Source organism: Thauera sp. DNT-1, from assembly GCF_055393985.1.
The window spans coordinates 3,058,865-3,082,172 of sequence record NZ_AP043752.1; the positions used below are offsets into that span (position 1 = coordinate 3,058,865).

The 23,308-nt window shown below is 60.2% G+C and carries 23 protein-coding genes and 2 pseudogenes; 17 read left to right on the forward strand and 8 right to left on the reverse strand.

Translation table 11 applies throughout. The features are described from left to right. Window positions 1-13 precede the first annotated feature (13 nt). From ACZ5PP_RS14095 to ACZ5PP_RS14110, 4 genes are read left to right on the forward strand one after another with little or no spacing between them, the layout of a single operon-like run. Window positions 14-1,123, forward strand: coding sequence for an HlyD family secretion protein (locus ACZ5PP_RS14095; protein WP_076600370.1), 1,110 nt, complete (start codon window positions 14-16; stop codon window positions 1,121-1,123). Continuing rightward, window positions 1,102-3,063 carry an ATP-binding cassette domain-containing protein gene (locus tag ACZ5PP_RS14100; RefSeq protein ID WP_076600369.1) on the forward strand — a complete coding sequence of 654 codons (1,962 nt, stop codon included), beginning with the start codon at window positions 1,102-1,104 and terminating at the stop codon, window positions 3,061-3,063. Before ACZ5PP_RS14095 ends, ACZ5PP_RS14100 begins: the two co-directional genes overlap by 22 nt. Continuing rightward, a complete protein-coding gene (locus ACZ5PP_RS14105; protein ID WP_076600368.1) occupies window positions 3,060-4,214 on the forward strand; it encodes an ABC transporter permease in 1,155 nt (384 codons plus the stop codon). The genes ACZ5PP_RS14100 and ACZ5PP_RS14105 overlap by 4 nt, the downstream gene beginning before the upstream one ends. Window positions 4,215-4,252: 38 nt before the next feature. After that, complete coding sequence (locus ACZ5PP_RS14110; protein ID WP_212566844.1) at window positions 4,253-5,359, forward strand: ABC transporter permease; 1,107 nt, start codon at window positions 4,253-4,255, stop codon at window positions 5,357-5,359. A 128-nt stretch (window positions 5,360-5,487) separates the two neighbouring features. Here ACZ5PP_RS14110 and ACZ5PP_RS14115 read toward each other — a convergent pair whose 3' ends face one another. The 3 genes from ACZ5PP_RS14115 to ACZ5PP_RS14125 all read right to left on the reverse strand — a co-directional run bounded on the left by ACZ5PP_RS14115 (window position 5,488) and on the right by ACZ5PP_RS14125 (window position 8,535). Beyond that, window positions 5,488-6,597, reverse strand: a complete 1,110-nt coding sequence (locus tag ACZ5PP_RS14115) for an alkene reductase (protein WP_148577557.1) — start codon at window positions 6,595-6,597, stop codon at window positions 5,488-5,490. Continuing rightward, window positions 6,590-6,850 carry a luciferase domain-containing protein gene (locus ACZ5PP_RS14120; protein WP_050417874.1) on the reverse strand — a complete coding sequence of 87 codons (261 nt, stop codon included), beginning with the start codon at window positions 6,848-6,850 and terminating at the stop codon, window positions 6,590-6,592. Before ACZ5PP_RS14120 ends, ACZ5PP_RS14115 begins: the two co-directional genes overlap by 8 nt. Window positions 6,851-7,749: 899 nt before the next feature. Then, window positions 7,750-8,535, reverse strand: coding sequence for an NAD(P)H-binding protein (locus ACZ5PP_RS14125; protein WP_169145348.1), 786 nt, complete (start codon window positions 8,533-8,535; stop codon window positions 7,750-7,752). Between the two features lie 78 nt (window positions 8,536-8,613). Between ACZ5PP_RS14125 and ACZ5PP_RS14130 the strand changes: the two genes are divergently transcribed. Continuing rightward, the gene (locus tag ACZ5PP_RS14130; protein ID WP_464826162.1) at window positions 8,614-9,024 is read left to right on the forward strand and encodes a winged helix-turn-helix transcriptional regulator; all 411 of its coding nucleotides are present in this window, start codon (window positions 8,614-8,616) and stop codon (window positions 9,022-9,024) included. Window positions 9,025-9,059: 35 nt separating this feature from the next. On the opposite strand, the pseudogene ACZ5PP_RS14135 reads toward ACZ5PP_RS14130, so the two are convergent. The 4 genes and pseudogenes from ACZ5PP_RS14135 to ACZ5PP_RS14150 all read right to left on the reverse strand — a co-directional run. Next, window positions 9,060-9,297 (reverse strand): annotated as a pseudogene (locus tag ACZ5PP_RS14135) (transposase domain-containing protein); the annotation flags it as partial. Between the two features lie 216 nt (window positions 9,298-9,513). Continuing rightward, window positions 9,514-9,948, reverse strand: coding sequence for a tyrosine-type recombinase/integrase (locus tag ACZ5PP_RS14140; RefSeq protein WP_464826163.1), 435 nt, complete (start codon window positions 9,946-9,948; stop codon window positions 9,514-9,516). 104 nt (window positions 9,949-10,052) lie between these two features. Further along, the gene (locus ACZ5PP_RS14145) at window positions 10,053-10,409 is read right to left on the reverse strand and encodes a hypothetical protein (RefSeq protein ID WP_464827078.1); all 357 of its coding nucleotides are present in this window, start codon (window positions 10,407-10,409) and stop codon (window positions 10,053-10,055) included. 121 nt (window positions 10,410-10,530) lie between these two features. Beyond that, window positions 10,531-10,776 (reverse strand): annotated as a pseudogene (locus tag ACZ5PP_RS14150) (IS66 family transposase); the annotation flags it as partial. Between the two features lie 319 nt (window positions 10,777-11,095). Here ACZ5PP_RS14150 and ACZ5PP_RS14155 point away from each other — a divergent pair. The 10 genes from ACZ5PP_RS14155 (at window position 11,096) to dmpE (ending at window position 19,947) form a co-directional block, all read left to right on the forward strand. Next, the gene (locus ACZ5PP_RS14155) at window positions 11,096-12,133 is read left to right on the forward strand and encodes an IS5 family transposase (RefSeq protein ID WP_004265463.1); all 1,038 of its coding nucleotides are present in this window, start codon (window positions 11,096-11,098) and stop codon (window positions 12,131-12,133) included. Between the two features lie 228 nt (window positions 12,134-12,361). Continuing rightward, window positions 12,362-13,096 carry a GntR family transcriptional regulator gene (locus ACZ5PP_RS14160; RefSeq protein ID WP_464826164.1) on the forward strand — a complete coding sequence of 245 codons (735 nt, stop codon included), beginning with the start codon at window positions 12,362-12,364 and terminating at the stop codon, window positions 13,094-13,096. A 73-nt stretch (window positions 13,097-13,169) separates the two neighbouring features. After that, window positions 13,170-14,546, forward strand: a complete 1,377-nt coding sequence (locus ACZ5PP_RS14165; RefSeq protein WP_076600363.1) for an aromatic ring-hydroxylating dioxygenase subunit alpha — start codon at window positions 13,170-13,172, stop codon at window positions 14,544-14,546. A 106-nt stretch (window positions 14,547-14,652) separates the two neighbouring features. Beyond that, window positions 14,653-15,207: an aromatic-ring-hydroxylating dioxygenase subunit beta gene (locus tag ACZ5PP_RS14170; protein WP_076600362.1), complete on the forward strand. Its 555-nt coding sequence runs from the start codon at window positions 14,653-14,655 to the stop codon at window positions 15,205-15,207. Window positions 15,208-15,378: 171 nt separating this feature from the next. After that, window positions 15,379-15,582, forward strand: a complete 204-nt coding sequence (locus ACZ5PP_RS14175) for a BphX family protein (RefSeq protein ID WP_464826165.1) — start codon at window positions 15,379-15,381, stop codon at window positions 15,580-15,582. Continuing rightward, complete coding sequence (locus ACZ5PP_RS14180) at window positions 15,572-15,901, forward strand: non-heme iron oxygenase ferredoxin subunit (protein WP_076600360.1); 330 nt, start codon at window positions 15,572-15,574, stop codon at window positions 15,899-15,901. Before ACZ5PP_RS14175 ends, ACZ5PP_RS14180 begins: the two co-directional genes overlap by 11 nt. Further along, entirely contained in the window at window positions 15,898-17,139 is a 1,242-nt protein-coding gene (locus ACZ5PP_RS14185; RefSeq protein WP_076600359.1) for an NAD(P)/FAD-dependent oxidoreductase, read from the forward strand. Before ACZ5PP_RS14180 ends, ACZ5PP_RS14185 begins: the two co-directional genes overlap by 4 nt. A gap of 58 nt (window positions 17,140-17,197) precedes the next feature. Next, window positions 17,198-18,031, forward strand: a complete 834-nt coding sequence (bphB, locus tag ACZ5PP_RS14190) for a cis-2,3-dihydrobiphenyl-2,3-diol dehydrogenase (protein WP_076600531.1) — start codon at window positions 17,198-17,200, stop codon at window positions 18,029-18,031. A gap of 26 nt (window positions 18,032-18,057) precedes the next feature. Further along, window positions 18,058-18,993, forward strand: a complete 936-nt coding sequence (locus ACZ5PP_RS14195; RefSeq protein ID WP_170879032.1) for a VOC family protein — start codon at window positions 18,058-18,060, stop codon at window positions 18,991-18,993. Window positions 18,994-19,164: 171 nt separating this feature from the next. Next, window positions 19,165-19,947, forward strand: a complete 783-nt coding sequence (dmpE, locus tag ACZ5PP_RS14200; RefSeq protein WP_076600529.1) for a 2-oxopent-4-enoate hydratase — start codon at window positions 19,165-19,167, stop codon at window positions 19,945-19,947. Window positions 19,948-20,196: 249 nt separating this feature from the next. Here the strand turns inward: dmpE and ACZ5PP_RS14205 are convergent, their stop codons facing one another. After that, complete coding sequence (locus ACZ5PP_RS14205; protein ID WP_464826166.1) at window positions 20,197-21,165, reverse strand: IS5 family transposase; 969 nt, start codon at window positions 21,163-21,165, stop codon at window positions 20,197-20,199. 108 nt (window positions 21,166-21,273) lie between these two features. Between ACZ5PP_RS14205 and ACZ5PP_RS14210 the strand changes: the two genes are divergently transcribed. After that, complete coding sequence (locus tag ACZ5PP_RS14210) at window positions 21,274-22,221, forward strand: acetaldehyde dehydrogenase (acetylating) (RefSeq protein ID WP_076600358.1); 948 nt, start codon at window positions 21,274-21,276, stop codon at window positions 22,219-22,221. Window positions 22,222-22,237: 16 nt separating this feature from the next. Beyond that, entirely contained in the window at window positions 22,238-23,272 is a 1,035-nt protein-coding gene (dmpG, locus tag ACZ5PP_RS14215) for a 4-hydroxy-2-oxovalerate aldolase (RefSeq protein WP_076600357.1), read from the forward strand. The last annotated feature ends 36 nt before the right edge of the window (window positions 23,273-23,308 follow it).

Consider the following 23,308-nt stretch of genomic DNA (forward strand, 5'->3'; position numbering starts at 1 on the left):
AGAGGGAGCCAGCGTGAAGAAGAACATCCCGTTCGTTGGGCTCGTTTCCGGATTGACCGTGCTGGCCCTGCTCGCCGTCGCGGGTTGGTGGTTCTGGCTGCGCACGCCGCCGCTGCCTGATGGACTGATCCAAGCCAACGGCCGTATCGAGGGCGATCACTATGCCGTCGCCGGAAAGATGCCGGGTAAGGTGGCTGATCTCCCTGCCCGCGAAGGGGATAGCACGCAGAAGGGCAAGGTGCTCGCCCGCCTGGACGATGCCCAGGTCCGCGCCAGGCTCGATCAGGCCCGCCAGGCGGCAAGCGCCATGGAGGCGCAATGGCGGGCGGCGCAGACGGCGCTCGCAGTCGCGCGCAAGGACCTGCCCCTGGCGATCCAGACCGCCGAGGCCAACCTCGCCCATGCCCGCGCGCAGCTCGCCTCGGCCCACTCCAGCGCGGAGCAGGCGGCGCGGGATGCCGAACGCTTCCGCCGGCTGGCCGAGGCGGGAACGGTGGATCGGCACCGTTACGAGCAGATGGCGCTCGCCGCCGAGGTCGCGGCCAACCAGGCGCGCTCGGCCGAAGAGGCCGTGCGCGTGGCGGAAAGGCAGCTCGCCCAGGCGCGTCTGGGCGATGAACGGCTGGGCGCCAGAAAGGATGAAGTGAAGGCCCTGGCCGCCCAGCTCGATCAGGCGCGGGCCGCGCTGAAAGAGGCCGAGAGCGTGCTCGCCGATCTCGCCATTGTCGCGCCTGCCGACGGCATCATCACCCAGCGTCTGGTGAATGCGGGCGAGGTGGTCGGCGCGGGTGCGCCGCTTTTCGACGTCGTCGATCTCGACCGCCTCTATCTCAAGGCCTATGTGCCGGAGAAGGACATCGGCAAGGTGCGCCTGGGGCTGCCGGCGCGGGTGTACACCGACGCCTTCCCCGACCGGCCGTTCCCCGCCACGGTGCGCTACATCGCCGCGCGGGCGGAGTTCACGCCGAAGGAGGTGCAAACACCGGACGAGCGGGTCAAGCTGGTCTATGCGGTCAAGCTGTATCTGGATGTAAACCCGGAGCACCGCCTCACGCCGGGGCTGCCGGCCGATGCCATCATCCGTTGGCGCGAGGACACCCCATGGGCGAAGCCGCGCCGCTAACGCCCGCGCCGGCCGTCCGGGTGCAGGGTTTCGGCAAGCGCTATCGCCGGCAGGCGGCGGTCGCCGGGGTCGATCTCGAGGTGCGGCGCGGTGAAATCTACGGCCTCATCGGGCCGGACGGCGCCGGCAAGTCCAGCCTCATGAAGGCCGTCGCCGGGGTGCTCGCCTTCGAGGAGGGCTCGATCGAAATGTTCGGCATCCGCATCGATTCGGAGGCGGCGGCCGAGCGGGTGAAGGGCCGGCTCGGCTTCATGCCCCAAGGCCTGGGCCTCAACCTCTATCCCGAGCTGTCGGTGGAAGAAAACATCGACTTTTTCGCCCGCCTGCGCGGCGTGCCGGCCGCAGAGATTGCCGCGCGCAAGGCGAAGCTCCTGGCCATGACGCGGCTCGACCGCTTCACCGGCCGGCCGATGAAACACCTCTCCGGCGGCATGAAGCAGAAGCTCGGCCTCGTCTGCACCCTGATCCACGAGCCGGAGCTCATCGTCCTGGACGAGCCCACCACCGGTGTCGATCCGGTCTCGCGCCGGGATTTCTGGGCCATCCTCGCCGAGCTGTTGCGCGAGAAAGGCATCACCGCCCTGATCTCCACCGCCTACATGGACGAGGCCGAGCGCTTCCACCGCCTGTCCCTGATGCACGGCGGGCGCGTGCTTGCGAGCGGCGAACCCGATGCGATCCGGGCCCGGACGCCGGGCAGCGTGTTGGAACTCGAGGCCGAGCCGCAGGTGGAGGCGCTGGACCGCATCCAGGCCAGCCTTGCGCAGGCGGAGTCGGTGGGGCCGCGGCTGCGGGTGTTCGTGGACGACGCGGCGCCCGAAGCCGCCGTCGGCACGGTAGCCGGGCTCCTCAAGGGACTGTCTCTGCGGGACCTGCACGCCACCACGCCCGATCTCGAGGACGCCTTCGTCGCCCTCCTGCGCCGGCAGCGGCTGGTCGAGGAGAGGGCCGTTGCCAAACCCCGGGCCGGCGACGGCGATCCGCCTGGCGACGATGTCGCCATCCTCGCCAAGGATCTGACGCGGGATTTCGACGGCTTCCGTGCCGTGGATCGCGCGAGCTTCACCGTCCATCAGGGCGATATCTTCGGTCTGGTGGGCGCCAACGGTGCCGGCAAGACCACGCTGATCAAGATGCTCACCGGCATTCTGCCGCCCAGCGATGGCGAGGGGCGGGTGGCCGGGGCCGACATGCACTTTGCCGCGCAGGCGATCAAGGCGCGCATCGGCTACACCTCCCAGGCGTTTTCCCTGTATCAAGACCTGAGCGTGCTGGAGAACCTGCGCCTCTATGCCCGCATCTACGGCGTAGCGCGGCACGCGGCTGGCGAGCGCATCGAACAGGTGGCGGAGCTGACCGGGCTTACGGGCCGCGAGCGGCAGCTGGCGGGCCGCCTGCCGCTGGGCATCCGCCAGCGCCTGGCGCTCGCCTGCGCCATGGTGCATCGGCCGCGCATCCTGTTCCTGGACGAACCCACCTCCGGCGTGGACCCGATCGGCCGGCGCCGCTTCTGGGACATCCTCGTCCATCTCGCCCGCGTGGAGCAGGTCGCCATCCTCATCACCACCCACTACATGAGCGAGGCCGAGCATTGCGACCGCCTGGCCCTGATGCACGCCGGACGGATCGTCGCCGACGACCCGCCCGCGGCATTGAAGCAGGCCCTGCGCGAGGAGGCCGGCGAGCTGCTGGAGGTCGCCACCGACCGGCCGCTGGCCGCCATGGCGCTGCTGGAGCAGGCGGGCTTCGCGGGGGTGGCGCTGTTCGGCCGGCACATCCATCTGTTTGCCCGCGATGCGCACACCGCGACGCGCGAGATTCAGACCATCCTCGCCGGCCGCGGCATCGGGCTCGCCAGCGTGACACCGCGCCCGCCCTCGCTGGAGGATGTGTTCGTCTACCGGATCACGGCCTTGGAACAGGGGGAGCAGCGGCTATGAACCTCGCACGCATCGCGGCGCTGGCCCACAAGGAGTGGCGCGAGATCGTGCGCGACCGCCTGTTTCTCGCGCTGGCCTTCGTGGTGCCCGCTGCGCTGATGCTGGTCTTCGGCTACGGCCTGTCGCTCGACGTGGAGCATATCCCGTTCGCGGTGGTGGACCATGACCGCAGCGCCCTCTCGCGCGACTACACCCACCGCTTCATCGACTCGCGCTACTTCGACTACCGGGGCCATGTGAAGAGCGAACGCGAGCTCGACCCCCTGCTCGCCGACAGCCGCATCCGCTTCGCCATCGTGGTTCCGCCAAAATTCGAGGAGAACCTCATGGCGGGGCGGCCCGCGGCGGTGCAGAGCCTGATCGACGGCACCTTCCCGTTTCGCGCCTCGACCAGCAAGGGCTACGTCATCGCCATCAACGCGGCCTTCAACGGCGAACTGCTGGCCGCCTATATCAGCCGCCGCTTCGGCGTCGCGCCGGAACGGGCGGCGGCGCTCGCCCAGCCGGTGCGGGTGCAGCTGCGCTATCTCTACAACCAGGAGCTCAAGAGCACCTGGTCGATCGCCACGGCGCTGGTCATGCTGGTGCTGATGGTGGCGCCTCCATTCCTCACCGCGCTGGGGGTGGTGCGCGAGAAGGAGAGCGGCTCCATCTACAACATCTATGCCTCCACCGTCACCCGCGGCGAATTCCTGGCCGGCAAGCTCCTGCCCTACGTGGGTATCTCCATCGTCAACAGCCTCATTCTGTGGGCGCTCGCCACCGGTCTGTTCGGCGTGCCGTTCAAGGGCGATCCGCTGTTCTTCTTCCTCTCCTCGGTGATCTATGTCACCTGCACCACGGGCATCGGCCTGCTCGCCTCGCTCATCGTGCGCACCCAGGTGGCGGCGATGATGCTGACCGTAGTCATGACCATCATCCCCTCCGTGCTGTACTCGGGCCTGCTGGTGCCCATCGCCTCCATGGACCCGCAGGGGCAATTCGAGGCGCACCTGTTTCCCGCCATGTATTTCACCGACATCGCCTTGGGCAGCTTCCTCAAGGGGGTGGGCCTGGAACAGCTCTGGGGCAAGGCATTGGCGCTGGCCATTTACGCGGCCGTGCTGTGGCTGATCAGCTTCGCGCTCTTTCACAAAAGACCGCGCACATGAACTCAAGGTTGACACTCTGGTGGTCGCGGCTGGCAGCGATGACAGTCAAGGAGCTGCTGCAGCTCTTTCGCGACGGCTTTCTGATGTTCGCCATCGTCTTCCTGTTCACCGCCGACATCTACATGACCCGCAATGTGCGCCTGGAGCTCAACCATGCCACGGTGGTGGTGCACGATGCCGACCACAGCGCCGCCTCCCGCGAGCTGATCTACCGCTTCCGTCCGCCTTATTTCCAGCTGGGCGGCGAGATCCAGGACAGCCGCGAAGGGCAGGCGCTGCTGGACCAGGGGCAGGCGCTGGCGGTGCTGGACATCCCTCCCTACTTTCAGCGTGACCTGCAGAGCGGCCGGCCCACGGACGTGCAGGTTCTGGTGGACACCAGCAACACCGTGCTGGGGACGCTGGCCGCCAGCTACAGTGGCCAGATCATCGGTCGCTACGGCTTCGAGGCGGCGCTGGCGCGCATGGGGGCGAGCGAGGCGAGCCTCGACACTGTCCCCATGATCCAGGACCAGCACCGCGTCTGGTACAACCCGAACCAGAACGATGCCTGGTTCATCCCCATCTCGGAGCTGCTGACCGTCATCACCGTCATGGCCATCATGCTGCCGGCCGCCGCCGCGGTGCGCGAGAAGGAGCGCGGCACCATCGAGCAACTGCTGGTTTCGCCGCTGACCCCGGCGCTGATCCTGCTGCCGAAGGTGATCTCCATGACCCTGGTGATCCTCGCGGGCACTGCAATCTCCCTGTTCCTGGTCCTGGTGCCGGTCTTCGGCGTGCCCATCAAGGGCAGCCTGCCGCTGTTCTTCGCCGTGACCACCCTCTACACCGTCGCCACCTCCGGGCTCGGTCTCTACATCGCCACCCTGAGCCGCAACTTGGCCCAGGCGGCGATGCTGGCCATTTTCATCCTTATGCCCATGGTGTTTCTCTCCGGCGCCTGGACCCCGCCCGAGGCTATGCCCGCCGGTTTACGCGAGGCGATGTATCTGTCGCCGCTCTACTACTTCATCGAGATGGGCTACGGCATCCTGCTCAAGGGCGCGGGGCTCGACGTGCTGTGGGATTCGCTGCTGGGATTGACGCTGCTGGGGGTGGGGATCTTCGGTTTTGGCGTGCGCAGGTTCAGGCGGCAGTTTGGCTAGGCCATGACGTGAACCGGGTGACGAGCACCCTCTGTTCATCGGGCCACGTGATGTAGATCAGCTTCTGCCGCGCCGCCATGCGATGACCGATCGTCCCTGTCGATCACCGCGGCGTGCGAGGTGGCCGGCTAAGCGGCGCGGGTAGGGTAGTCCGTGTAGCCTTTCTCGCCGGGAGTGTAGAAAGTGTCGAAGTCCGGCGCGTTGAGCGCCAACCCCTGTTGCCAGCGGGCGGGCAGGTCCGGGTTGGCGAGAAAATCACACCCGACCGCGATCAGATCCGCGCGGCCGGCGTTCAGATCGTCCTGGGCGCGCTGCGCGTCATAAGCGCCGACCAGGATGACGGGGCCGCCGAAGGCCGCGCGCATGGCCTGCTTGATCTGCTCCGGCACTGCAGGCGCGCCCATGGCAGAATGATCCACGATGTGTAGATACGCCAGCCCCAGCTTGCCCAATTGCTCGGCCAGGTAGGTGTAGTCGGCCTCCATTTCCGCGTAAGGCGGCATGTCGTTGAACACGCCGTAGGGCGAGAGGCGAATGCCCACCCTGGAGGCGCCGATGGCCTCGGCCGTGGCCCTGGCCACTTCCAGCACGAAACGGGCGCGGTTTTCGATCGGGCCGCCGTAGTCGTCGCTGCGCTGGTTGCTGGTGGGGCGGATGAACTGCTCCAGCAGGTAGCCGTTGGCGCCGTGCAGCTCGACCCCGTCGAAACCGGCAGCAATGGCGTTTTGGGCCGCCTTGACGAAATCCTGCCGGGTGCGGGCGATGTCGTCGAGGCTCATCGCCCGGGGCGCCGGGTGCGGCTGCATGCCGGCGCGGTCGGTGTAGATCTCGCCGGCGGCGGCGATGGCCGAGGGAGCCAGTACCTGCGCGCCCTGCGGCAGATTGTGCGGATGGCCAATACGTCCGGTGTGCATGAACTGGACGAAGATCTTGGCGCCGCGGCTGTGAACCGCGCCGGTGACGCCCTTCCAGCCGGCCACCTGGGCCTCTGAGAACAGCCCTGGAATGCGCGGATAACCCAGGCCTTCGGGCGAGGGGCTGGTGCCTTCGGTGATGATCAGCCCGGCCAAGGCGCGCTGCGCATAATACTCGGCCATCAGCGCGTTGGGCAGATTCTCGATGGCGCGGTTGCGCGTCATCGGCGCCATGACGATGCGGTTCTGTAGCCGGTGGCCGGCGACGGTGGCCGGTGAGTACAAATCACGGTTGTTTTGAGTCACTGCTTTCTCCTCATTCATGGATGACGATGGTTGAAGGTAGATTTATATGGCCGCAGGCAAAGTCCCAGGAGGTGCGCAGGATGCCCAGCAGGATGTCGATCTCGGCGATGTCCCGGGGCGCGTAGGCCATCACGGCATTGGCCGGGATGTAGCCCGCCTCGGCCATGGGATGTGGCTCGCCCCAGCCTTTGCTGACCAGCTCCAGGGGCAGAATCAGGTGCATCGAACCGTCATCAGCCGGATGCACATGGGCGAACTCGCGACCGACCATGAAGGCTTGGGGCGGACCACATGCGCGCTCATGGGATAGCACCAGAGCCTCGGCCCCGGGGACCGAGATTCTCGATGGCTCGCTGCGCACGAAGGCAACTCGATGCGTGTACCTTGAAGGTCCGGTGCACCTCCGGAGCGCTGTTCTGGCTGATCTGGGTGTGCGGTGCACAAGGCGTGGTCCGCGGACGTTCGCCCGGGCGTGGCGGAAATTCGAAGCTCATGGCCTGCCTCCATACCTCCATATTCAAAGGCACTCTCCACGGTGCCCATGACGTGATCTTCCAGCATCTTGCGGCGTGGCTCGCCAGCGGCGGCGCCAGCCACCACATGCAGGGGTAACAGATGTTCCTCACGCGTGTCGGCGGCGACCGCCTCCAGCCAGGCATCGAATTCACGGCTCGCACCCGGCTGCGCCCGTGCATACCCGCTATCATCTCCTGCATGTTGTGGAAGCTGTTGTCCGAGCCGATGATCAGCACCCCTTCCTCGCGCAACGGGGCGAGCGCCGCGCCTGCGGTCAAGTGAACGTCGAGGCCGAGGCCGGCTTTGAGCGACGTCTGCGCGCATGGAAATCTTGCTTTGGGAGGGGCGATCTTCAGTGGCACGAACACCCCGTGGTCGAAGCCCTGTCCGTCGAAGGCGGTGGCGATGGCTGCGGCCTCGAGCAGCCCGCTCGCTCGGCCAGCCATGGCGCACCCGGCGCCGGCCAGGTGAGTTCGTAAGTGTCGGGTGGATCCAGCCCATGAAAAAACGGGGCCCGCCGCAGTGAGGGAGGTAGCGCGTGGGCTGGCGGCGCATGGGCTCAGCTTGTCAGGGCCGTGCGGTTCACCGCCAGCCAGTCGCCCAGGCTTTGCGGTTCACGGCCAGCGAAGTATGTCACCGCATCGGTGACCACGTTCATGTGCCCTGCGCGCACGTTGGCATCAAAGGCGACCATGAGCTCAACGAATGGGTGGGGACCCCTGCGTCGCGCATCCCGGCCGCGAGCGCGTCGTCGGAGACCTTGACCACCTCGATGGGCTTGCCCAGTTGCTTGCTGGTCGCGGTTGCCAGCGCGTCAACGGTCAAGGCCACAGGGCCGGTGATGTCCTGGATCGATGACTGGTCCTCTGTGAGCAGGGCGCCTGTGGCCGCTGCCGCGCAGTCGAGGCGCGTCACATAGCCCACTGTCCCATCGCCGGCAGCGGTGTACCAGCGCCCCGACGCAAGCACCGAGGGCATCGTGAACAGCAGGTTGTCGAAATACCAGTTGTTACGCAGAATGGTGTAAGGGATGCCGGTGGCGATGACCGCCTCCTCACTGCTGCGATGGTCCGGCGCGAAGGGGATCAGACTTTCAGGTCCAGGGTTGGTCATCGAGGTGTAGAGGATATGCCCGACGCCAGCCTTGGCGGCCGCCTCGATCGCCGCCTTCTGCTGGCGGGCGAGCTTGCCAGGTTCACCCAAAGCATCGGTGGCAACGATCAGCAATCGATCGATACCCTCGAAGGCTTCGTCCAGGCTGACTGGGTCGTCGAAATCCACCCTGATTTTTGACTCGGCGAGCCCGCTGATCCGCACCGGGAACCGGCTCCCTGCGGTCACGTACCGGGCGCCTTGGGCGTTGAGCGCCCGCAGCACCTGAGTGGCAAACTTGCCCGAAGCGCCGGTGATGAAAATCCGTGCGTCGCGAAAATGGGGCATAGCATTACCTTTCAGGTTACAATAAAGAACTTGGTGCATTCTAGGAACTGTCGTCAAACTGCACAAGAAGGCACGCGTATGTCGCAAGGTAATCATAAGGGAACCACTCCACTGCCTTTGCCCACCCACGGCGAAAGTTGCCCGGTGCGTGATGTGCTTGATCGGCTGGGGGACAAGTGGTCGGTCTTGATTTTGATCACCCTTGCCAACAACTCCATGCGCTTCAATGAACTCCTCCGCGCCGTACCCGACATCTCCCGTCGAATGCTCGCCGAAACCTTGCGTCATCTCCAACGCGACGGGCTCGTCTGGCGCGAGGTGACCTCCACCACGCCGCCAGCGGTGCGTTACGGACTCACGGCGCTCGGCACCTCGCTCATGCCCCCGCTCACCGCACTCATCGCTTGGGCGGAGCACCACCAGCCGGCGATCGCCGTCGCACGTGCCAGATTTCAGGCGCAAGTGCCGACGCAAGCGTCAGTCAGGTAGGCCAAGCGTAACCGGTAACTGCCCGGCGTACTTGCCTACGCCTGTGGATTTTGCAAAGGCGATCGGAGAGGATTGCTAGCGAAGAGTTGCTTCCACATGCGTGGCGTCAGTTCGTGGACCTGACTGGCCGGATGCTGACCAACTCGCTGCAGGACATCGACCAGATAGTCATACGAATCGATTTCGTGCAGGCGGCAAGTGACGATCAGGCATCTGCATGATGCCGACCTGCCTGGCGCCGAGTTCGGTCCAGCAGAACAGCCAGTTCCGGCGCTTATCGAAATATTTCGATAAGCGCCGTTATCCTCGGTCAACTATTAGGCAAGCTACGCCGTCGCGAGCGTTCTCCTGTACGGTGGTCCGCATGCACAGGTTTGCATAATTCAGAGGCTTTCGAGGAATTTGAGGACGGCGTCGCTTGGGCGATAGCGTTTGCGTTTGGTCTCCGGGGGCGCGAGGGTCGCGAGGGCACGTTCCTTCATTGCCAGATCAGCCTCGACATAGCCATGGGTCGTGACCGGGCTCTCGTGACCCAGTCACAAGGCGATGACCGTGATGTCGACACCGGCCTGCACAGATGCATGGCCGTCGTGTGCCTCCAGGAATGGGGCGATATTCTGCGCCCCGCCAGCCGCGGACTGTCGTCGCGGCCGTGATCGCGAGGGCAAGTCGGTCGGCCACATTCGTGCGAGTCATCGGTCGCCCGCTGCGGTTGGGGACCAGGGGCTGGTCTGCACGCAAGTCTGCATACTTCAACCAGTGACCGATTTCGGCCGCCGTCTCCTTCCACAGCGGCACGGTTCGTTGCTTGCGCCCCTTGCCCTGCAAGCGCACCGAGGACGTCGTGGCGAGCGTGACATCGGCCACCCGGATGCCGATCATTTCGGAAACTCGCGCGCCGGTGTTGTAGAGCAACGCGAACATGACCCGATCACGGTGACCACATCAGGTGCTCGTGTCGGGGGCGGCGAGAACGGCTTGAACCTCATCGCGGGAGAGATACTCGAGCAGGGGCCGCTCGAAGCGTTTCATGGGTATCGCCAGGACCTGCTGTGCGTGTAGATGTGCGGGACGTGGCGCCGGTGCGCCGGGCCGAAGAGCCCCTGCGGCGGCATCTCCGTCGCCGGATCGTCGCGCAGGCAGAAACGTGCGAAGCCACGCAGAACCTCGATACGACTCGCCCACATGAGCGGATTCCGCCGCCGCGACGAGCGGGCCCATGCGATGGCCAGCGCCACCGTCAGGTGATCTGCCGTGCCGGCTTCGTCAGCAAAGCGGGCAAACGATTGAAGCTGCGTGGCATCGATGCTGAGCTTGAATCCGTGACGACGCCGATACGCCAGATTCGTCTCGACCCGAGTCATCCATGAAACCAGGGCGTTCATGGCCGACTCCCGGGCCACAGCAGGGCCACGGTCCACAACCCTTCCAGATCGACGCGGGCGTAGGTGTTGGCCGTGTCGAGGCTTTGGTGGCGCAGAAGATCGGCGATCTCTTTGACGGAAGGCCGAGCGCCTGTTCGACGTGCTCGATCCTTCGACTCTCGAAGAACGGGAAACAGATTTCGTCGAGTTCCCCGTCGACCGGCTAGAGGTACGCCGCTTTCAACTTCCCCGGCCCGGTACGCCGTGCCTTGATCGGCGTCTCGTCCATCGCCTTGACGCACGAGGCGCGAATCGAGTCGAACTGCGCGGTGTAGATCGGCTCGAGCAACCCGATGCCTTGTTGCCCGATTCTAGGCCTTGCAGTTCGACGCACTTGAAAGGCGGGGCCGGCGTGTCAGTTGAGCAGAGCGTGCTTCCAAATGTACGCCCCTGAGCAGGGTTCGTCTTCCCACAAGATCGTCGCTTGGGCCAGTCGTTCGTACCAGAGCACTTAGTGGCGCTCTTGCAATGCTGCACTGCAGCGTGCAAACATCCCAAATATCGATTATCGTTAATCGAAATTCGTGACAAGTCCGTCGCCAGTCGAGCAGCAGCGCCGCCACAAGTGCGATGGGGCGCCTCGAAAAACCTCCGTCCCGCCCGCCCTTGCTAAAATTACGACGTCCTGAACCCAGCAACCTGCACCGATGAAACCGCGTAGCGCTATCAAGACTGACCTGTTCGCTGACGAACACCACCGCAAGAAGCTCGACTCGCTGGGCGACCCGCTGGTCGAGATCGAGTCGCACATCGACTTTGCGGCGTTGGCGGCCGAGGTGGATGAGGTTGCGCCGCGCCCGGTGAGCGCGCAGGGCGGGCGCCCGCCGTACCCGACCGAGACCATGGTACGGATCCTGGTGCTCAAGCGCCTGTACAACCTGTCCGACGAGCAGATGGAGTACCAGTTGCTCGACCGGATGAGCTACAAGCGCTTCTGCGGACTGGCGAACGCGACCAATGTCCCGGACCGCACTACCGTATGGACCTTCGAGAACCGGATCGGTGAAGCCGGTGCCAAGGCGCTCTTTGACGGCGTCTCGGCGCAGCTGCTCAGGAAGGGTTTCATCGCGCGCGGCGGTCAAATCATCGACGCCACCTTGGTCCCCGCCCCCAAGCAGCACAACAGCCGAGGCGAGAAGGAACTGATCGAGCAAGGTGCGATGCCCGCCGATTGGAAGCCTGCGAAGCGGCGGCAGAGGGACATCGACGCCACCTGGACCAAGAAGCACGGCAAGAGCCACTTCGGCTACAAGCTCTCGATCAACGTCGACAAGAAATACAAGATCATTCGCCGAATCGAGACCGACACGGCGAGTACGCACGACAGCCAGCACTTCGACAACGTCTTCGATGCGGGCAACACGAGTCGGGACGTCTATGCCGACCGGGGCTACCCGTCCGAGGCGCGTGAAGCCTGGCTCAAAGAGAAGGGCTTCCGGAATCAGATCCAGAGGAAGGGCAAGCGTAACAAGCCGCTGTCCGAGTGCCAGCAGCGGCGTAACCAGCGCATCGCCAAAACGCGCGCCCGAGTCGAGCATGTGTTTGCCGCCATCGAGCAGATGGGTGGCAAGTTGCTGCGCACCATCGGCCAGGCGCGGGCGAGCTTCGCGATGACGATGATGGCCGCCTGCTACAACCTGAAGCGGCTGACGTATTTCCAGAAGGCCGGAATCCAGGCCTTCTGACACCCGAAGTGGGCCAAATCGCCGATGCCTGGGGCGATTCGAGGCAAAAACGGGGCAACCCCGCCGAGAAAGACGGTGGGTTGCCAGAGAAATTGGACCGAACTCGGTCGCGGTCATCATTGCGCGGCGGGATTCACTGAAAACCTCGGGTTATTCGAGGTGCCCGATGTGCTGTCTCTAGGCGATTTCGAAGTTCAATTTTCAGAAAAGATATAGGTGAGAAGAGCGATGAATCAGCCAGCGTTGGGTAAAGAGGCAATTGGCATTGACCTTTTTGCGGCCGATGTTGCGTCGCCTAAAGGAAAGCCGCGCAGTCTGATTGATTCAGTTATGCATAGGCTTCGATGCGAAATTGTGCAAGGAGTCTTGTCGGCAGGATCGAGACTGCTGATTGATGACCTTCAGCGGCGTTTCGATGTAAGTGGCGGGACAGTGCGTGAAGCCCTGAGCCTCCTGGTTTCTGACGGCTTGGTGCATGCCAAGACACAGCGAGGCTTTTTCGTGGCGCCAATGTCGTTGCAAGACTTGGAGGGCCTCACTCGAACCCGCATAGCGCTTGAGTGTGAATCTGTTCGCGAAAGTGTGAAGTGCGGTGGCTCTGAATGGGAGAGCAATTTGGTTGCCGCATATAGCGAACTCACTCGGTCCGATGAGCACGTAATGCGTAATCCGGACGACGAGTTTGACCGATGGGAGATAGCGAATCGCAATTTCCACCGTTCACTTATTAGCGCCTGTTCGTCCGATTGGACCTACAGATTCTTGGCTGTTCTGAATATTCACCTCGAGCGTTACCGGCGCCTTACGTCGACCCACACTTTGCCCGAGAGAAATGTCCACGCGGAGCACGAGCTCATTTTTCAAAGCGCGCTTGCGCGTGACGCAGAACAATGTTCCCTTCTGCTGCGTCAGCACATTGAGTCGTCAGTCAGTGTAGTTCGGCAGTTTGCATTGCTGCGGTGAAGCACCTACGCCGCAAGTTTAATTTATAGGTGCGTTTAACAGCTCTTCACCAAGGGCAATTGAGGAGACAAATATGAGTTCGTCAATTAACGAAGTTTCACAAGCCACGATTAGGCTTTCTCGAAAGTGGACTCCCGAGGAGATTCGTGGCCTCGTCGATCAAGAGCAAGGACTGCTTGATCCCCGTATCTATAGTGATCAGGATCTGTATGAGCTGGAACTGGAACGAATTTTTGCTCGTTCGTGGCTGCTTGTGTGCCACGAAGGACATATTCCAAATCCGGGTGACTATATAACGACGTATATGGGTGAAGACCCGGTGATCGTGGTTCGGCAAAAGGATCGCTCCATCAAGGTATTTCTGAATCAGTGCCGTCACCGTGGGATGGTCATTGAGCGCTCAACTTATGGTAATGCAAAGTCCTTTACTTGCACCTATCACGGCTGGGCGTACGACATTGCAGGCAATCTTGTCAATGTTCCGTTTGAAAAGGAAGCCTTCTGTGACAAGAAAGAAGGGGACTGTGGTTTCGAAAAAGCCGACTGGGGTCCGCTGCAGGCGCGGGTAGATACCTACAAGGGTTTGGTATTCGCCAATTGGGATGCAAAGGCGCCGGCCTTGATGGACTATCTCAGTGACGCCACGCCATATATGGATGTGATGCTGGACCGTACCGAGGCTGGGACTGAAGTGATTACCGGGATGCAGCGGACCGTTATTCCATGCAATTGGAAATTCGCAGCCGAGCAGTTTTGTAGCGACATGTATCACGCGTGCACTATGTCGCATGTGGCCGGTGTCGTTTCCAGCCTACGTCCCGATCAAGACCTATCCGACGTAAAGCTGCCTGTCACTGGGAACCAATTCCGTGCAGCGTGGGGTGGTCATGGAACGGGGTGGTTCAATGACGACTTCTCCCTGCTGTACGCAATTATGGGGCCTAAAGTTGTGGACTATTGGACAAAGGGTCCGGCCGCTGAACGTGCACAGGCGCGGCTCGGTAACAAACTGCCTGCGAACCGCATGGTTGCTCAGCACATGACCATCTTCCCGACCTGTTCATTCCTGCCGGGCATCAATACTGTTCGTACTTGGCATCCACGTGGACCGAACGAACTCGAAGTCTGGTCGTTCATCGTAGTCGATGCTGATGCCCCCGAGGAAATCAAGGATGAATATCGCCGAATGAATATCTTGACCTTCAACCAGGGTGGAACTTTCGAGCAGGACGATGGTGAAAATTGGGTTGAAGTGCAGCGTGTTTTGCGGGGGCATGTGGCCCGCAGCCAACCCTTCTGTGCATCAATGGGTGTCGGTAAACCAAATGCAAACAATCCAGATTTCCCAGGGAAGACTAGCTACGTCTACGGCGAGGAGGCTGCGCGCGGCTTTTATCACCATTGGAGCCGCATGATGTCCGAGCCGAGTTGGGAAACCCTCAAGCCGTAATTTACTACCGGCCACATTGCTATTCGTTCCGCACTAACCAAACAGATCAACTTGTCAGGCCAGTCTTGCTGATACTTCGATCCAAACGAAATGATGGAGACGTTCCATGTCCATAGAATTGACACAACCGTTTAATTATCTCGAAAAGCCTGTGAGTCTTGAGCTCCAAAACGCAGTCGAACAGTTTTACTATCGGGAAGCGCAACTTCTTGATCATCGTAAATATCAAGAATGGTTAACCCTGCTCACTGAGGACATCCATTATTGGGTTCCAATTCGGACCACTCAGACCACAAAAAATTCGAACCTGGAGTACTACGGTCCGGGATGTAACGCCCACTTCGACGAAGACCACAGTCGATTGACTGCCCGTATCCGTGGCAGGTTGTCAGGCCTTAACTGGACCGAAGACCCCCCTTCCCGATCCCGTCACATGATCACTAATGTGATTGTGCGCGAAGTGTCAGCTGAGAAGCTCGAAGTGAGTTCCGCCTTCTTGTGCTATCGCAATCGTCTTGAACGAATGACTGACATTTACGTCGGGGAGCGTCGCGATATTCTCCTACGGGCAAATGATGGTCTGGGTTTCAAGATCGACAAGCGCACAGTATTGCTCGATCAAGGCACGATCACGGCCAACAATCTGAGCATGTTCTTCTAAGGCTGGGGTATCGGAGAACCGACGACAGGGTTCGCACCGGGGGTGTGAATCCTGTCGTTCAGGAGGAAGCAATGAACGATAAAGCAATCCGCTGGTTCCTGGCTGCAATCGGCATTTTTTATTTACTAAATTTTTTTGGGACTGCTTCCTGCCCGTAGTGCTGCCGTCCTGATGCTGATGTACCCCTCTGTCGGAAATGGCTTTCAAGGGGAACTCATGATGCTACTTCAGGATGCGTGGCTCGTGGTCGGGATGCAGCTTGGCGCTGTGGGGGTGCTCGCTCTTTGGGCCCTCCCCGTGCTGTTGATGCAGAAAGAAATTGAGCGGATTGAAAAGTTAAGTCCAATCTACGAGGTAAGGAATTATGGGTTTTGAGAAAGTTTGTGAGGTTAGTGATATCCCTGTCGGCGAAGCGCTCAAAGTTTCTGGCGAAGAATTCGATGTGGCGATCTTCAATGTAGACGGAGAACTATTTGCAACACAAGATCGTTGCACTCACGGCGATTGGTCTCTGTCCGAAGGAGGGTACTTGGACGGGGATGTCGTTGAGTGTTCGCTGCACTGCGGGAAATTCTGCGTTCGGACAGGAAAAGTCAAGGCATATCCACCGACTGAACCGCTGAAAGTCTTTCCGATACATGTAGAAGGAAATGCTGTTTACATTGATTTTAGCGCCGGAGATATTGCCCAATGATCAAGAGTATCGTCATTGTTGGCGCGGGACTCGCCGGGACAACGGCTGCGCGCGCCCTTCGTGCAAGGGGATATGCCGGGCGGATTCATCTGATCGGCAATGAATCCCAGCTGCCCTATGATCGCCCATCATTGTCAAAAGGGGTTCTAGGGGGGGCGCAGGAGATACCGCCTCTGCTGATGGAGGCCGCGTGGTTTGAGAGCGAAGGGATTGAACTGCATCTGGGCGACCCCGTATTTGCGATCAACGCCAAGGAGCGCCTTGTAACCCTGCACTCAGGTTTGAGCCTGGACTTCGACCGGCTTTTGTTCGCCACCGGAATGCGACCGCGCAAGCTGTCTATTCCTGGCGGCAATCTGGAAGGCGTGTTCAGCCTTCGCAACTTCGCGGATTGCGCCGCGTTACGCCAGGCCTTCACGGCGGCGAAATCGCTCGTAATTATCGGTGGCGGTCTGATCGGCTGCGAAGTGGCGACCTCCGCGCGCAAAGCGGGACTTGAAGTCACGATCCTGGAATGCGCCGATGAGTTACTGACGCGCGTTCTAGGCCGGCAAATTGGCGCGTGGTGCCGCGAGCAACTCGAGGCAATGGGCGTTCGCATCGAATTGAATGCGCATATTTCGCATCTTAGCGGTGAGCGCAGTGTGCGTTCGCTGGTGTTTGCTGATGGCAGAGAGGTGGAAGCCGAACTCGTATTGGTCAGCATTGGCGGCGATCCGGAAGATACCCTGTTGAATGCAGCTGGCGTCGCCTGCAATCAAGGCGTAGTTGTCGATGCGTGCGGACAAACATCATCGCCCGATATTTACGCCGCTGGCGACGTAGCTGTGTGGCCCCTAAGGCACGGGGGCCGCCGCGCGCTAGAGACCTATATCAACTCGCAGCAACAGGCGGAAGCGGCGGTAGCCGCGATGCTAGGCGAATACAATCCGGTGCCCCAAGTCGCTACATCGTGGACCGAGATCGCAGGGCACCGCATCCAGATGATTGGGGATATGCAGGGACCCGGTGAATATGTGCAGCGCGGCGAGTTCGAACCCAATCAGCAAACCGTGCTGTTCCGGGTTTTGGACGGCAAGGCGCTGGCTGCGGTGGCGATTAATTCGACCAAGGACTTCGGTGGCGTAAGCCGTTTAGTGATGTCCGAAATAGAGATAGTGCCTGACCACCTCGCTGATACGGATATCAGCATCCGCGAACTACTCAAGGGGAATGCGGCGCGAACCGTAACCGCCTAGATGATGACTACGGACAAAATATGGAATGTATGTCGCGCTTCAATTTGGGGATAGCAAAATGAATCTGAAAGATCAGGTTGTCTTTATTACAGGCGGTGCATCTGGGCTTGGTCGTGCGCTCGTCGAACGCTTCGTTACAGAAGGTGCAAAGGTAGGGGTGCTCGACAGATCCGAGAAAGGCATCCAAGAACTAGAGTCGATGCATCCAGGGCGGGTGATCGGAGTCGCGGGTGATGCCCGCTTGCTGGCTGACAATAAAACCGCAGTCCAGCGGTGCGTGGATTCCTTTGGAAAGATCAATACTCTGATTCCCAATGTTGGAATCTGGGATTACAACACCCCGTTGGTGGATATCCCAGACGAAAGGATCGATGAGTCTTTCGACGAAATCTTTCAAATCAATGTCAAATCCGGTCTCCTCGCGGTGAAGGCTGCTCTTCCTTATCTCGTTTCGAGTCGGGGGGGGGTGATATTCACGATTTCAAATGCTGGCTTTTATCCCAATGGCGGCGGCCCGCTATATACCGCATCGAAGCATGCACTGATTGGTGTTGTAAAAGAGCTTGCTTTTGAACTGGCCCCCTATGTCCGCGTCAATGGTGTAGCGCCTGGAGGCATGGCAACGGATTTACGCGGCCCGCAATCGTTGGGCATGGGGGATCGTTCCATTTCGAGTATTCCGCTTGGCGAATTACTTGAATCCGTCCTCCCAATTGGTCGAATGCCCGATGTGAGGGAGTACACCGGAGCGTATGTATTTTTTGCCAACCACGGAGATGCAGCTCCAGCCACCGGCGCTGTTCTCAACTACGACGGTGGGATGGGCGTTCGCGGCCTCTTCTCTGCAGTTGGTGGCAAAGATCTTGAAGAGAAACTGAAACTACAGAAGTGATTCATAACTAACCAAGGAGAAATAGGATGGAGATCAAGGCATTGGGTTATATGGGGTTTTCCGTAAACGATGTTCCGGAATGGCGGCGGTATCTCACCAAGCTGGCCGGTTTGATGGAAACGCCATGCTCAACAGATGAACAGGCCCGTTTTCGAATGGATTCGAGAAGCTGGCGTATTGGCGTAGAACAAGGCGACTTGGATGATCTGGCATTTGCAGGATTTGAAGTTGCTAATCCTAGTGCTCTAGAAAAAATGCGTGTCCGACTTCAGGAAGCTGGAGTAAAAATCATAAGCGATGTTGGCGATCTCGCGAAAAAGCGCGATGTGCTTGATCTGATTGCCTTCAAAGACCCGTTCGGCATGCAAATAGAAATCTTCTATGGCGCGGGGGATTCCTACGAAAAACCCTTTGTTTCGCCAACCGGCGTAACAGGCTTTCAAACGGGAGACCAAGGGTTGGGGCACTATTTTTATGCCGTTCCAGATGTTGTCAAGGGTTTGTCATTTTACGTTGACGTGCTTGGCTTTAAATTGTCGGACGTAATCGATATTCCTTTAGGTCCGGATATGACGGTACGTGGCCACTTTCTGCATTGCAATGGACGTCACCATACCATGGCAATCGCTGAAGCCCCCATGCCTAAGCGCATCCACCATTTCATGCTCCAAGCCGCCACGCTGGATGACGTTGGGCATGCATGTGATCGTTTGGACGGTTTTGATTACCAAACTACCGATTCCAATCTTGGAGTTGCTGAAGAAAAGCCCAATAGCTACCTGACCACCACTATTGGCCGGCATGTAAACGACCATATGGTTTCATTTTATGCCCGGACGCCATCAGGATTCGAAATGGAATTTGGTTGGGGCGCTCGTGCTGTTGACGATTGCAACTGGACAATGACCCGCCACAGTCGCACAGCCATGTGGGGGCACAAGTCGCTCCGGAAACAAAAATAGCGTGTGATCAAACTATTCTTCCCAAACGGTGGATTTTCAGATGTTTGGGGGGAATAGGAAAACGCCTTTAGGACAAAGTGATAGCTGAATGATTTTCTAAACAAAAGCTATCGGTCTATGACGGCAGACGGGTGATTTACTAAAGTTCCGAATAGGAGATTGAATGGCATGATGGATGAAGATATTGTCACCAAGCTGGGAGACGAGCTTTACGACGCATTATGTGCAAAAAGAATGCTCGAGCCTTTGAGCAACCGTTATCCCGGTATCTCAGTTGATGACGCTTACAGAATTCAGTTACGGATGATTTCCTGCCGCCAAAAAGCAGGAGAGAGAATTGTTGGAAAGAAAATTGGAATCACAAGTCGGCCTGTAATGGATCTGCTCAAGGTCTATCAGCCTGATTTTGGGTATTTGCTCGATGGAATGTCTATCTGTGACGGAGCGCGCATTCCAATTGAATCGCTTATTCAGCCCAAAATTGAAGGCGAAATTGCCTTTGTGTTAAAGCGCGACTTGATGGGGCCAGGAATCAGCGCAGCCGACGTCCTTGCGGCTACCGATTTTGTTATGCCTTGCTTTGAAATTGTCGATTCGCGTATTCGGGACTGGAAAATCCAGATACAGGATACGGTAGCAGACAACGCTTCCTGCGGCCTATTCGTGCTCGGAAACACCATGGCCGATCCGAGGAAGCTTGATCTAACAACTTGTGGCATGGTCTTGGAAAAAAATGGTGAGATTGTGGCGACAGGAGCAGGGGCGGCGGCGTTGGGGTCTCCTATCAATGCTGTAGTTTGGTTGGGGAATACACTTGGTGGCCTGGGAATTCCACTTAAGGCAGGAGAAATTATTCTTTCTGGGGCGCTTGCGAGTATGTTTAGTATTCATGCAGGCGACCATTATCGTGTGGCAATTGGAGGTATCGGTAGTTGTTCCGTCTCCTTTGTCTGACTGGATAGCCATTGACGTGGGGTTATTGGACGCCACTAAGTCACTATGCCACTCCGTGTGTTGCGGTATTCCTCAGCAATACTGATTTCCAATAGGCTAAGTTTGCAGGGGGACGTGCCATGCAAATAACGCCACCGCCAAAAGAATTGTGTATATGTGCATGGCGTTGGTGCACTATTAACCAATACTTATATAACAGATGCTTAGCTTCTGGATTTCGGCATGATCTGCCTCTTTCCCTCGCCCGCTTCATGCAGCAGGCGCAATTTGCCCAGCCCGGACCGATTGCGGCATGCCCAGGTAGGTGAAGCGGTTGATGATGGCGGCCCGGACATGGGCTTCGGCCACCTGACGCTCGAAGGCTCGCGAGAACAGCCGCTCGCCCAGTTGCTTGAGGCGGAACATCATGTTCTCGGCCAGGCTGCGCCGATGGTAGTGGCTGTCGTCTTTCCAACCGTCTCGCCCGCGCTCGGCAATCGCCTGAAGGATGGCATCGCGCGGATGATCGCCCCCCCAGGGGACCGCGCCGTCTCGGGGCGGAATCGTTGCCTTGGCGCCGCGTTCGGCAATGCTGCGATGGCAGCCTTCGGTATCGTAGGCGCCGTCGGCCGAAACCTGGGCCACCGCGCCTTCGACCTGCGCGAGCAACTCGGGGAGCACCTCGTTGTCGCCCCAGTCGGCGGTGGTGACCTCGATGCCGATGATGTCCTTCTCGGCCTCATCGACCGCCAGGTGGATCTTGCGCCAGGTGCGGCGCTTGCCGACCCCGTGCTGGCGAACCTTCCATTCGCCCTCGCCAAAGATCTTCAGACCGGTCGAGTCGACCACGACATGAACCGGCCCCGTGCGCGGGCGGCGGGGAATCTTCACCGCCAGCTGCGCCGCCCGGCGCGACATGTGGGTGTGATCGGGCACCGGAAGATCGAGCCCATTGAGGCGCATCAGCGACTTCATCAGCCCTTCGGTGGCGCGGTAGGGCAGATGGAACAGCGTCTTCAGGGTCAGGCAGGTCTGGATCGCCAGCGCCGAATACAGGCCAGGCTTGCCGCGCCCGACCGGCGGCGGGGGCGTCCAGCCGTCCTTGATCGTCGCCTCGTCGAACCAGATCGTCAGATCGCCCCGACTGACCAGCGCCCGGTCGTACTCCGCCCAGTTCGTGACCCGGTAGCGGTACTTCGGCTTGCTTGTGCCCGCATCCATCTTCGTTCGCACTGCCATGCTCGACCTCAAACCATCACGAAAGCCGGCGCTGCCGGGTGGGATGACATTTTATTGCACCAACGCCTATGTGCATGTCAAATCTATGCTTTATGAATTGGAGTTTTAATGAACAAGATTAAGTGCGCCCTGATCGGCCCGGGCAACATCGGCACCGATCTTCTGTACAAACTTAAGCGCAGCCCCTTCCTCGAACCGGTGTGGATGATCGGCATCGACCCCGAATCCGAAGGCCTCAAGCGCGCCGCCGACATGGGCCTCAAGACCTGTGCCACCGGCGTCGATGGCTTCCTGCCGCATGTCCTCGCCGATAGCATCCAGATCGCCTTCGATGCGACCAGCGCCTACGTCCATGCCGAGAATAGTCGTAAGCTCAATGAGCTCGGCGTCCTGATGATCGACCTGACGCCGGCGGCCATCGGCCCCTACTGCGTGCCGCCGGTCAACCTCGTCGAGCACGTCGGCAAGCGCGAAATGAACGTCAATATGGTCACCTGCGGCGGACAAGCCACCATCCCGATGGTCGCTGCCGTCTCCCGTGTCCAGCCGGTCGCTTACGGCGAAATCGTCGCCACTGTCTCTTCGAAGAGCGCCGGCCCCGGCACCCGCAAGAATATCGACGAATTCACCCGCACGACCGCCGGTGCCGTCGAAAAGGTCGGCGGCGCCAAAAAAGGCAAGGCCATCATCATCATCAACCCGGCCGAACCACCGCTTGTCATGCGCGACACCGTGCATTGCCTGACCGAAACCGCGCCCGATCAGGAAAAAATAACTGAATCCATCCACGCCATGATCAAGGAAGTCCAGAAATACGTGCCGGGCTATCGCCTGGTCAACGGCCCAGTATTCGACGGCAACCGTGTGTCCGTCTACATGGAAGTCACCGGACTCGGGGATTTCCTCCCGACCTACGCCGGTAACCTCGACATCATGACTGCTGCCGGTGCCCGTACCGCCGAAATGTTCGCCGAAGAAATTATTGCTGGTCGCCTCACCCTCGAACCCAAGGTTGCTACCGGTTCCCCCAAACTGGCCGGTTGCGGTTCCAACTGATACGGAGAAAATAATCATGACCGCCAAAGGCAAGACCGTTACCGTCCACGACATGACCCTACGCGACGGGATGCATCCCAAGCGCCACCTGATGAGCCTCGACCAGATGGTGTCCATCGCCACCGGCCTTGATGCCGCTGGCATTCCGCTGATCGAAGTCACCCACGGCGATGGCCTCGGTGGGTCATCGGTCAACTACGGATTCCCGGCCCATACCGATGAAGAATACCTCGGCACCGTCATCCCCAAGATGAAGAACGCCAAGGTCTCCGCCCTGCTGCTCCCCGGCATCGGCACCGTCGACCACTTGAAGATGGCGCGCGACCTCGGCGTCAACACCATCCGTGTCGCCACCCACTGCACCGAGGCTGACGTCTCAGAGCAGCACATCACCATGGCCCGCAAGCTCGGCATGGACACCGTCGGTTTCCTCATGATGAGCCACATGAACAGCGCCGAAGGCCTGGTCAAGCAGGCCAAATTGATGGAAGGCTACGGCGCCAACTGCATCTACGTCACCGACTCGGCCGGTCACCTGCTGCCGGAAGGCGTCAAGGAACGTCTCGGTGCTGTGCGCGCTGCCCTCAAGCCGGAAACCGAACTCGGCTTCCACGGCCACCACAACCTGGCCATGGGCGTCGCCAACTCCATCGCCGCCATTGAAGTCGGCGCCAACCGCATCGATGCTGCTGCGGCCGGCCTCGGTGCCGGTGCCGGTAATACGCCGATGGAAGTCCTGATCGCCGTGTGCAGCCTGATGGGCATCGAAACCGGTGTCGATGTCGCCAAGATCACCGACGTTGCCGAAGACCTCGTGGTGCCAATGATGGACTTCCCGATCCGCATCGACCGTGATGCGCTGACCCTGGGTTATGCCGGGGTCTATGGCTCCTTCCTGCTCTTTGCCAAGCGGGCATCCGCCAAGTACGGCGTGCCGGCCCGCGACATTCTGGTCGAGCTGGGCCGCCGCGGTATGGTCGGCGGGCAGGAGGACATGATCGAGGATACCGCCATCACCATGGCCAAGGATCGCTCTATTGCCTCCGCATAATGCCACTTGGCGCTGAGCCTTTTATATATTTAACAG

Excerpts from the sequence above, each read along its gene's own strand:
- ACZ5PP_RS14100 (WP_076600369.1), top strand. The coding sequence starts at position 1,102 with ATGGGCGAAGCCGCGCCGCTAACGCCCGCGCCGGCCGTCCGGGTGCAG.
- ACZ5PP_RS14105 (WP_076600368.1), top strand. The coding sequence starts at position 3,060 with ATGAACCTCGCACGCATCGCGGCGCTGGCCCACAAGGAGTGGCGCGAG.
- ACZ5PP_RS14110 (WP_212566844.1), top strand. The coding sequence starts at position 4,253 with ATGACAGTCAAGGAGCTGCTGCAGCTCTTTCGCGACGGCTTTCTGATG.
- ACZ5PP_RS14115 (WP_148577557.1), bottom strand. The coding sequence starts at position 6,597 with ATGAATGAGGAGAAAGCAGTGACTCAAAACAACCGTGATTTGTACTCA.
- ACZ5PP_RS14120 (WP_050417874.1), bottom strand. The coding sequence starts at position 6,850 with ATGGTCGGTCGCGAGTTCGCCCATGTGCATCCGGCTGATGACGGTTCG.
- ACZ5PP_RS14125 (WP_169145348.1), bottom strand. The coding sequence starts at position 8,535 with ATGCCCCATTTTCGCGACGCACGGATTTTCATCACCGGCGCTTCGGGC.
- ACZ5PP_RS14130 (WP_464826162.1), top strand. The coding sequence starts at position 8,614 with ATGTCGCAAGGTAATCATAAGGGAACCACTCCACTGCCTTTGCCCACC.
- ACZ5PP_RS14140 (WP_464826163.1), bottom strand. The coding sequence starts at position 9,948 with ATGTTCGCGTTGCTCTACAACACCGGCGCGCGAGTTTCCGAAATGATC.
- ACZ5PP_RS14145 (WP_464827078.1), bottom strand. The coding sequence starts at position 10,409 with ATGAACGCCCTGGTTTCATGGATGACTCGGGTCGAGACGAATCTGGCG.
- ACZ5PP_RS14155 (WP_004265463.1), top strand. The coding sequence starts at position 11,096 with ATGAAACCGCGTAGCGCTATCAAGACTGACCTGTTCGCTGACGAACAC.
- ACZ5PP_RS14160 (WP_464826164.1), top strand. The coding sequence starts at position 12,362 with ATGAATCAGCCAGCGTTGGGTAAAGAGGCAATTGGCATTGACCTTTTT.
- ACZ5PP_RS14165 (WP_076600363.1), top strand. The coding sequence starts at position 13,170 with ATGAGTTCGTCAATTAACGAAGTTTCACAAGCCACGATTAGGCTTTCT.
- ACZ5PP_RS14170 (WP_076600362.1), top strand. The coding sequence starts at position 14,653 with ATGTCCATAGAATTGACACAACCGTTTAATTATCTCGAAAAGCCTGTG.
- ACZ5PP_RS14175 (WP_464826165.1), top strand. The coding sequence starts at position 15,379 with ATGCTGATGTACCCCTCTGTCGGAAATGGCTTTCAAGGGGAACTCATG.
- ACZ5PP_RS14180 (WP_076600360.1), top strand. The coding sequence starts at position 15,572 with ATGGGTTTTGAGAAAGTTTGTGAGGTTAGTGATATCCCTGTCGGCGAA.
- ACZ5PP_RS14185 (WP_076600359.1), top strand. The coding sequence starts at position 15,898 with ATGATCAAGAGTATCGTCATTGTTGGCGCGGGACTCGCCGGGACAACG.
- bphB (WP_076600531.1), top strand. The coding sequence starts at position 17,198 with ATGAATCTGAAAGATCAGGTTGTCTTTATTACAGGCGGTGCATCTGGG.
- ACZ5PP_RS14195 (WP_170879032.1), top strand. The coding sequence starts at position 18,058 with ATGGAGATCAAGGCATTGGGTTATATGGGGTTTTCCGTAAACGATGTT.
- dmpE (WP_076600529.1), top strand. The coding sequence starts at position 19,165 with ATGGATGAAGATATTGTCACCAAGCTGGGAGACGAGCTTTACGACGCA.
- ACZ5PP_RS14205 (WP_464826166.1), bottom strand. The coding sequence starts at position 21,165 with ATGGCAGTGCGAACGAAGATGGATGCGGGCACAAGCAAGCCGAAGTAC.
- ACZ5PP_RS14210 (WP_076600358.1), top strand. The coding sequence starts at position 21,274 with ATGAACAAGATTAAGTGCGCCCTGATCGGCCCGGGCAACATCGGCACC.
- dmpG (WP_076600357.1), top strand. The coding sequence starts at position 22,238 with ATGACCGCCAAAGGCAAGACCGTTACCGTCCACGACATGACCCTACGC.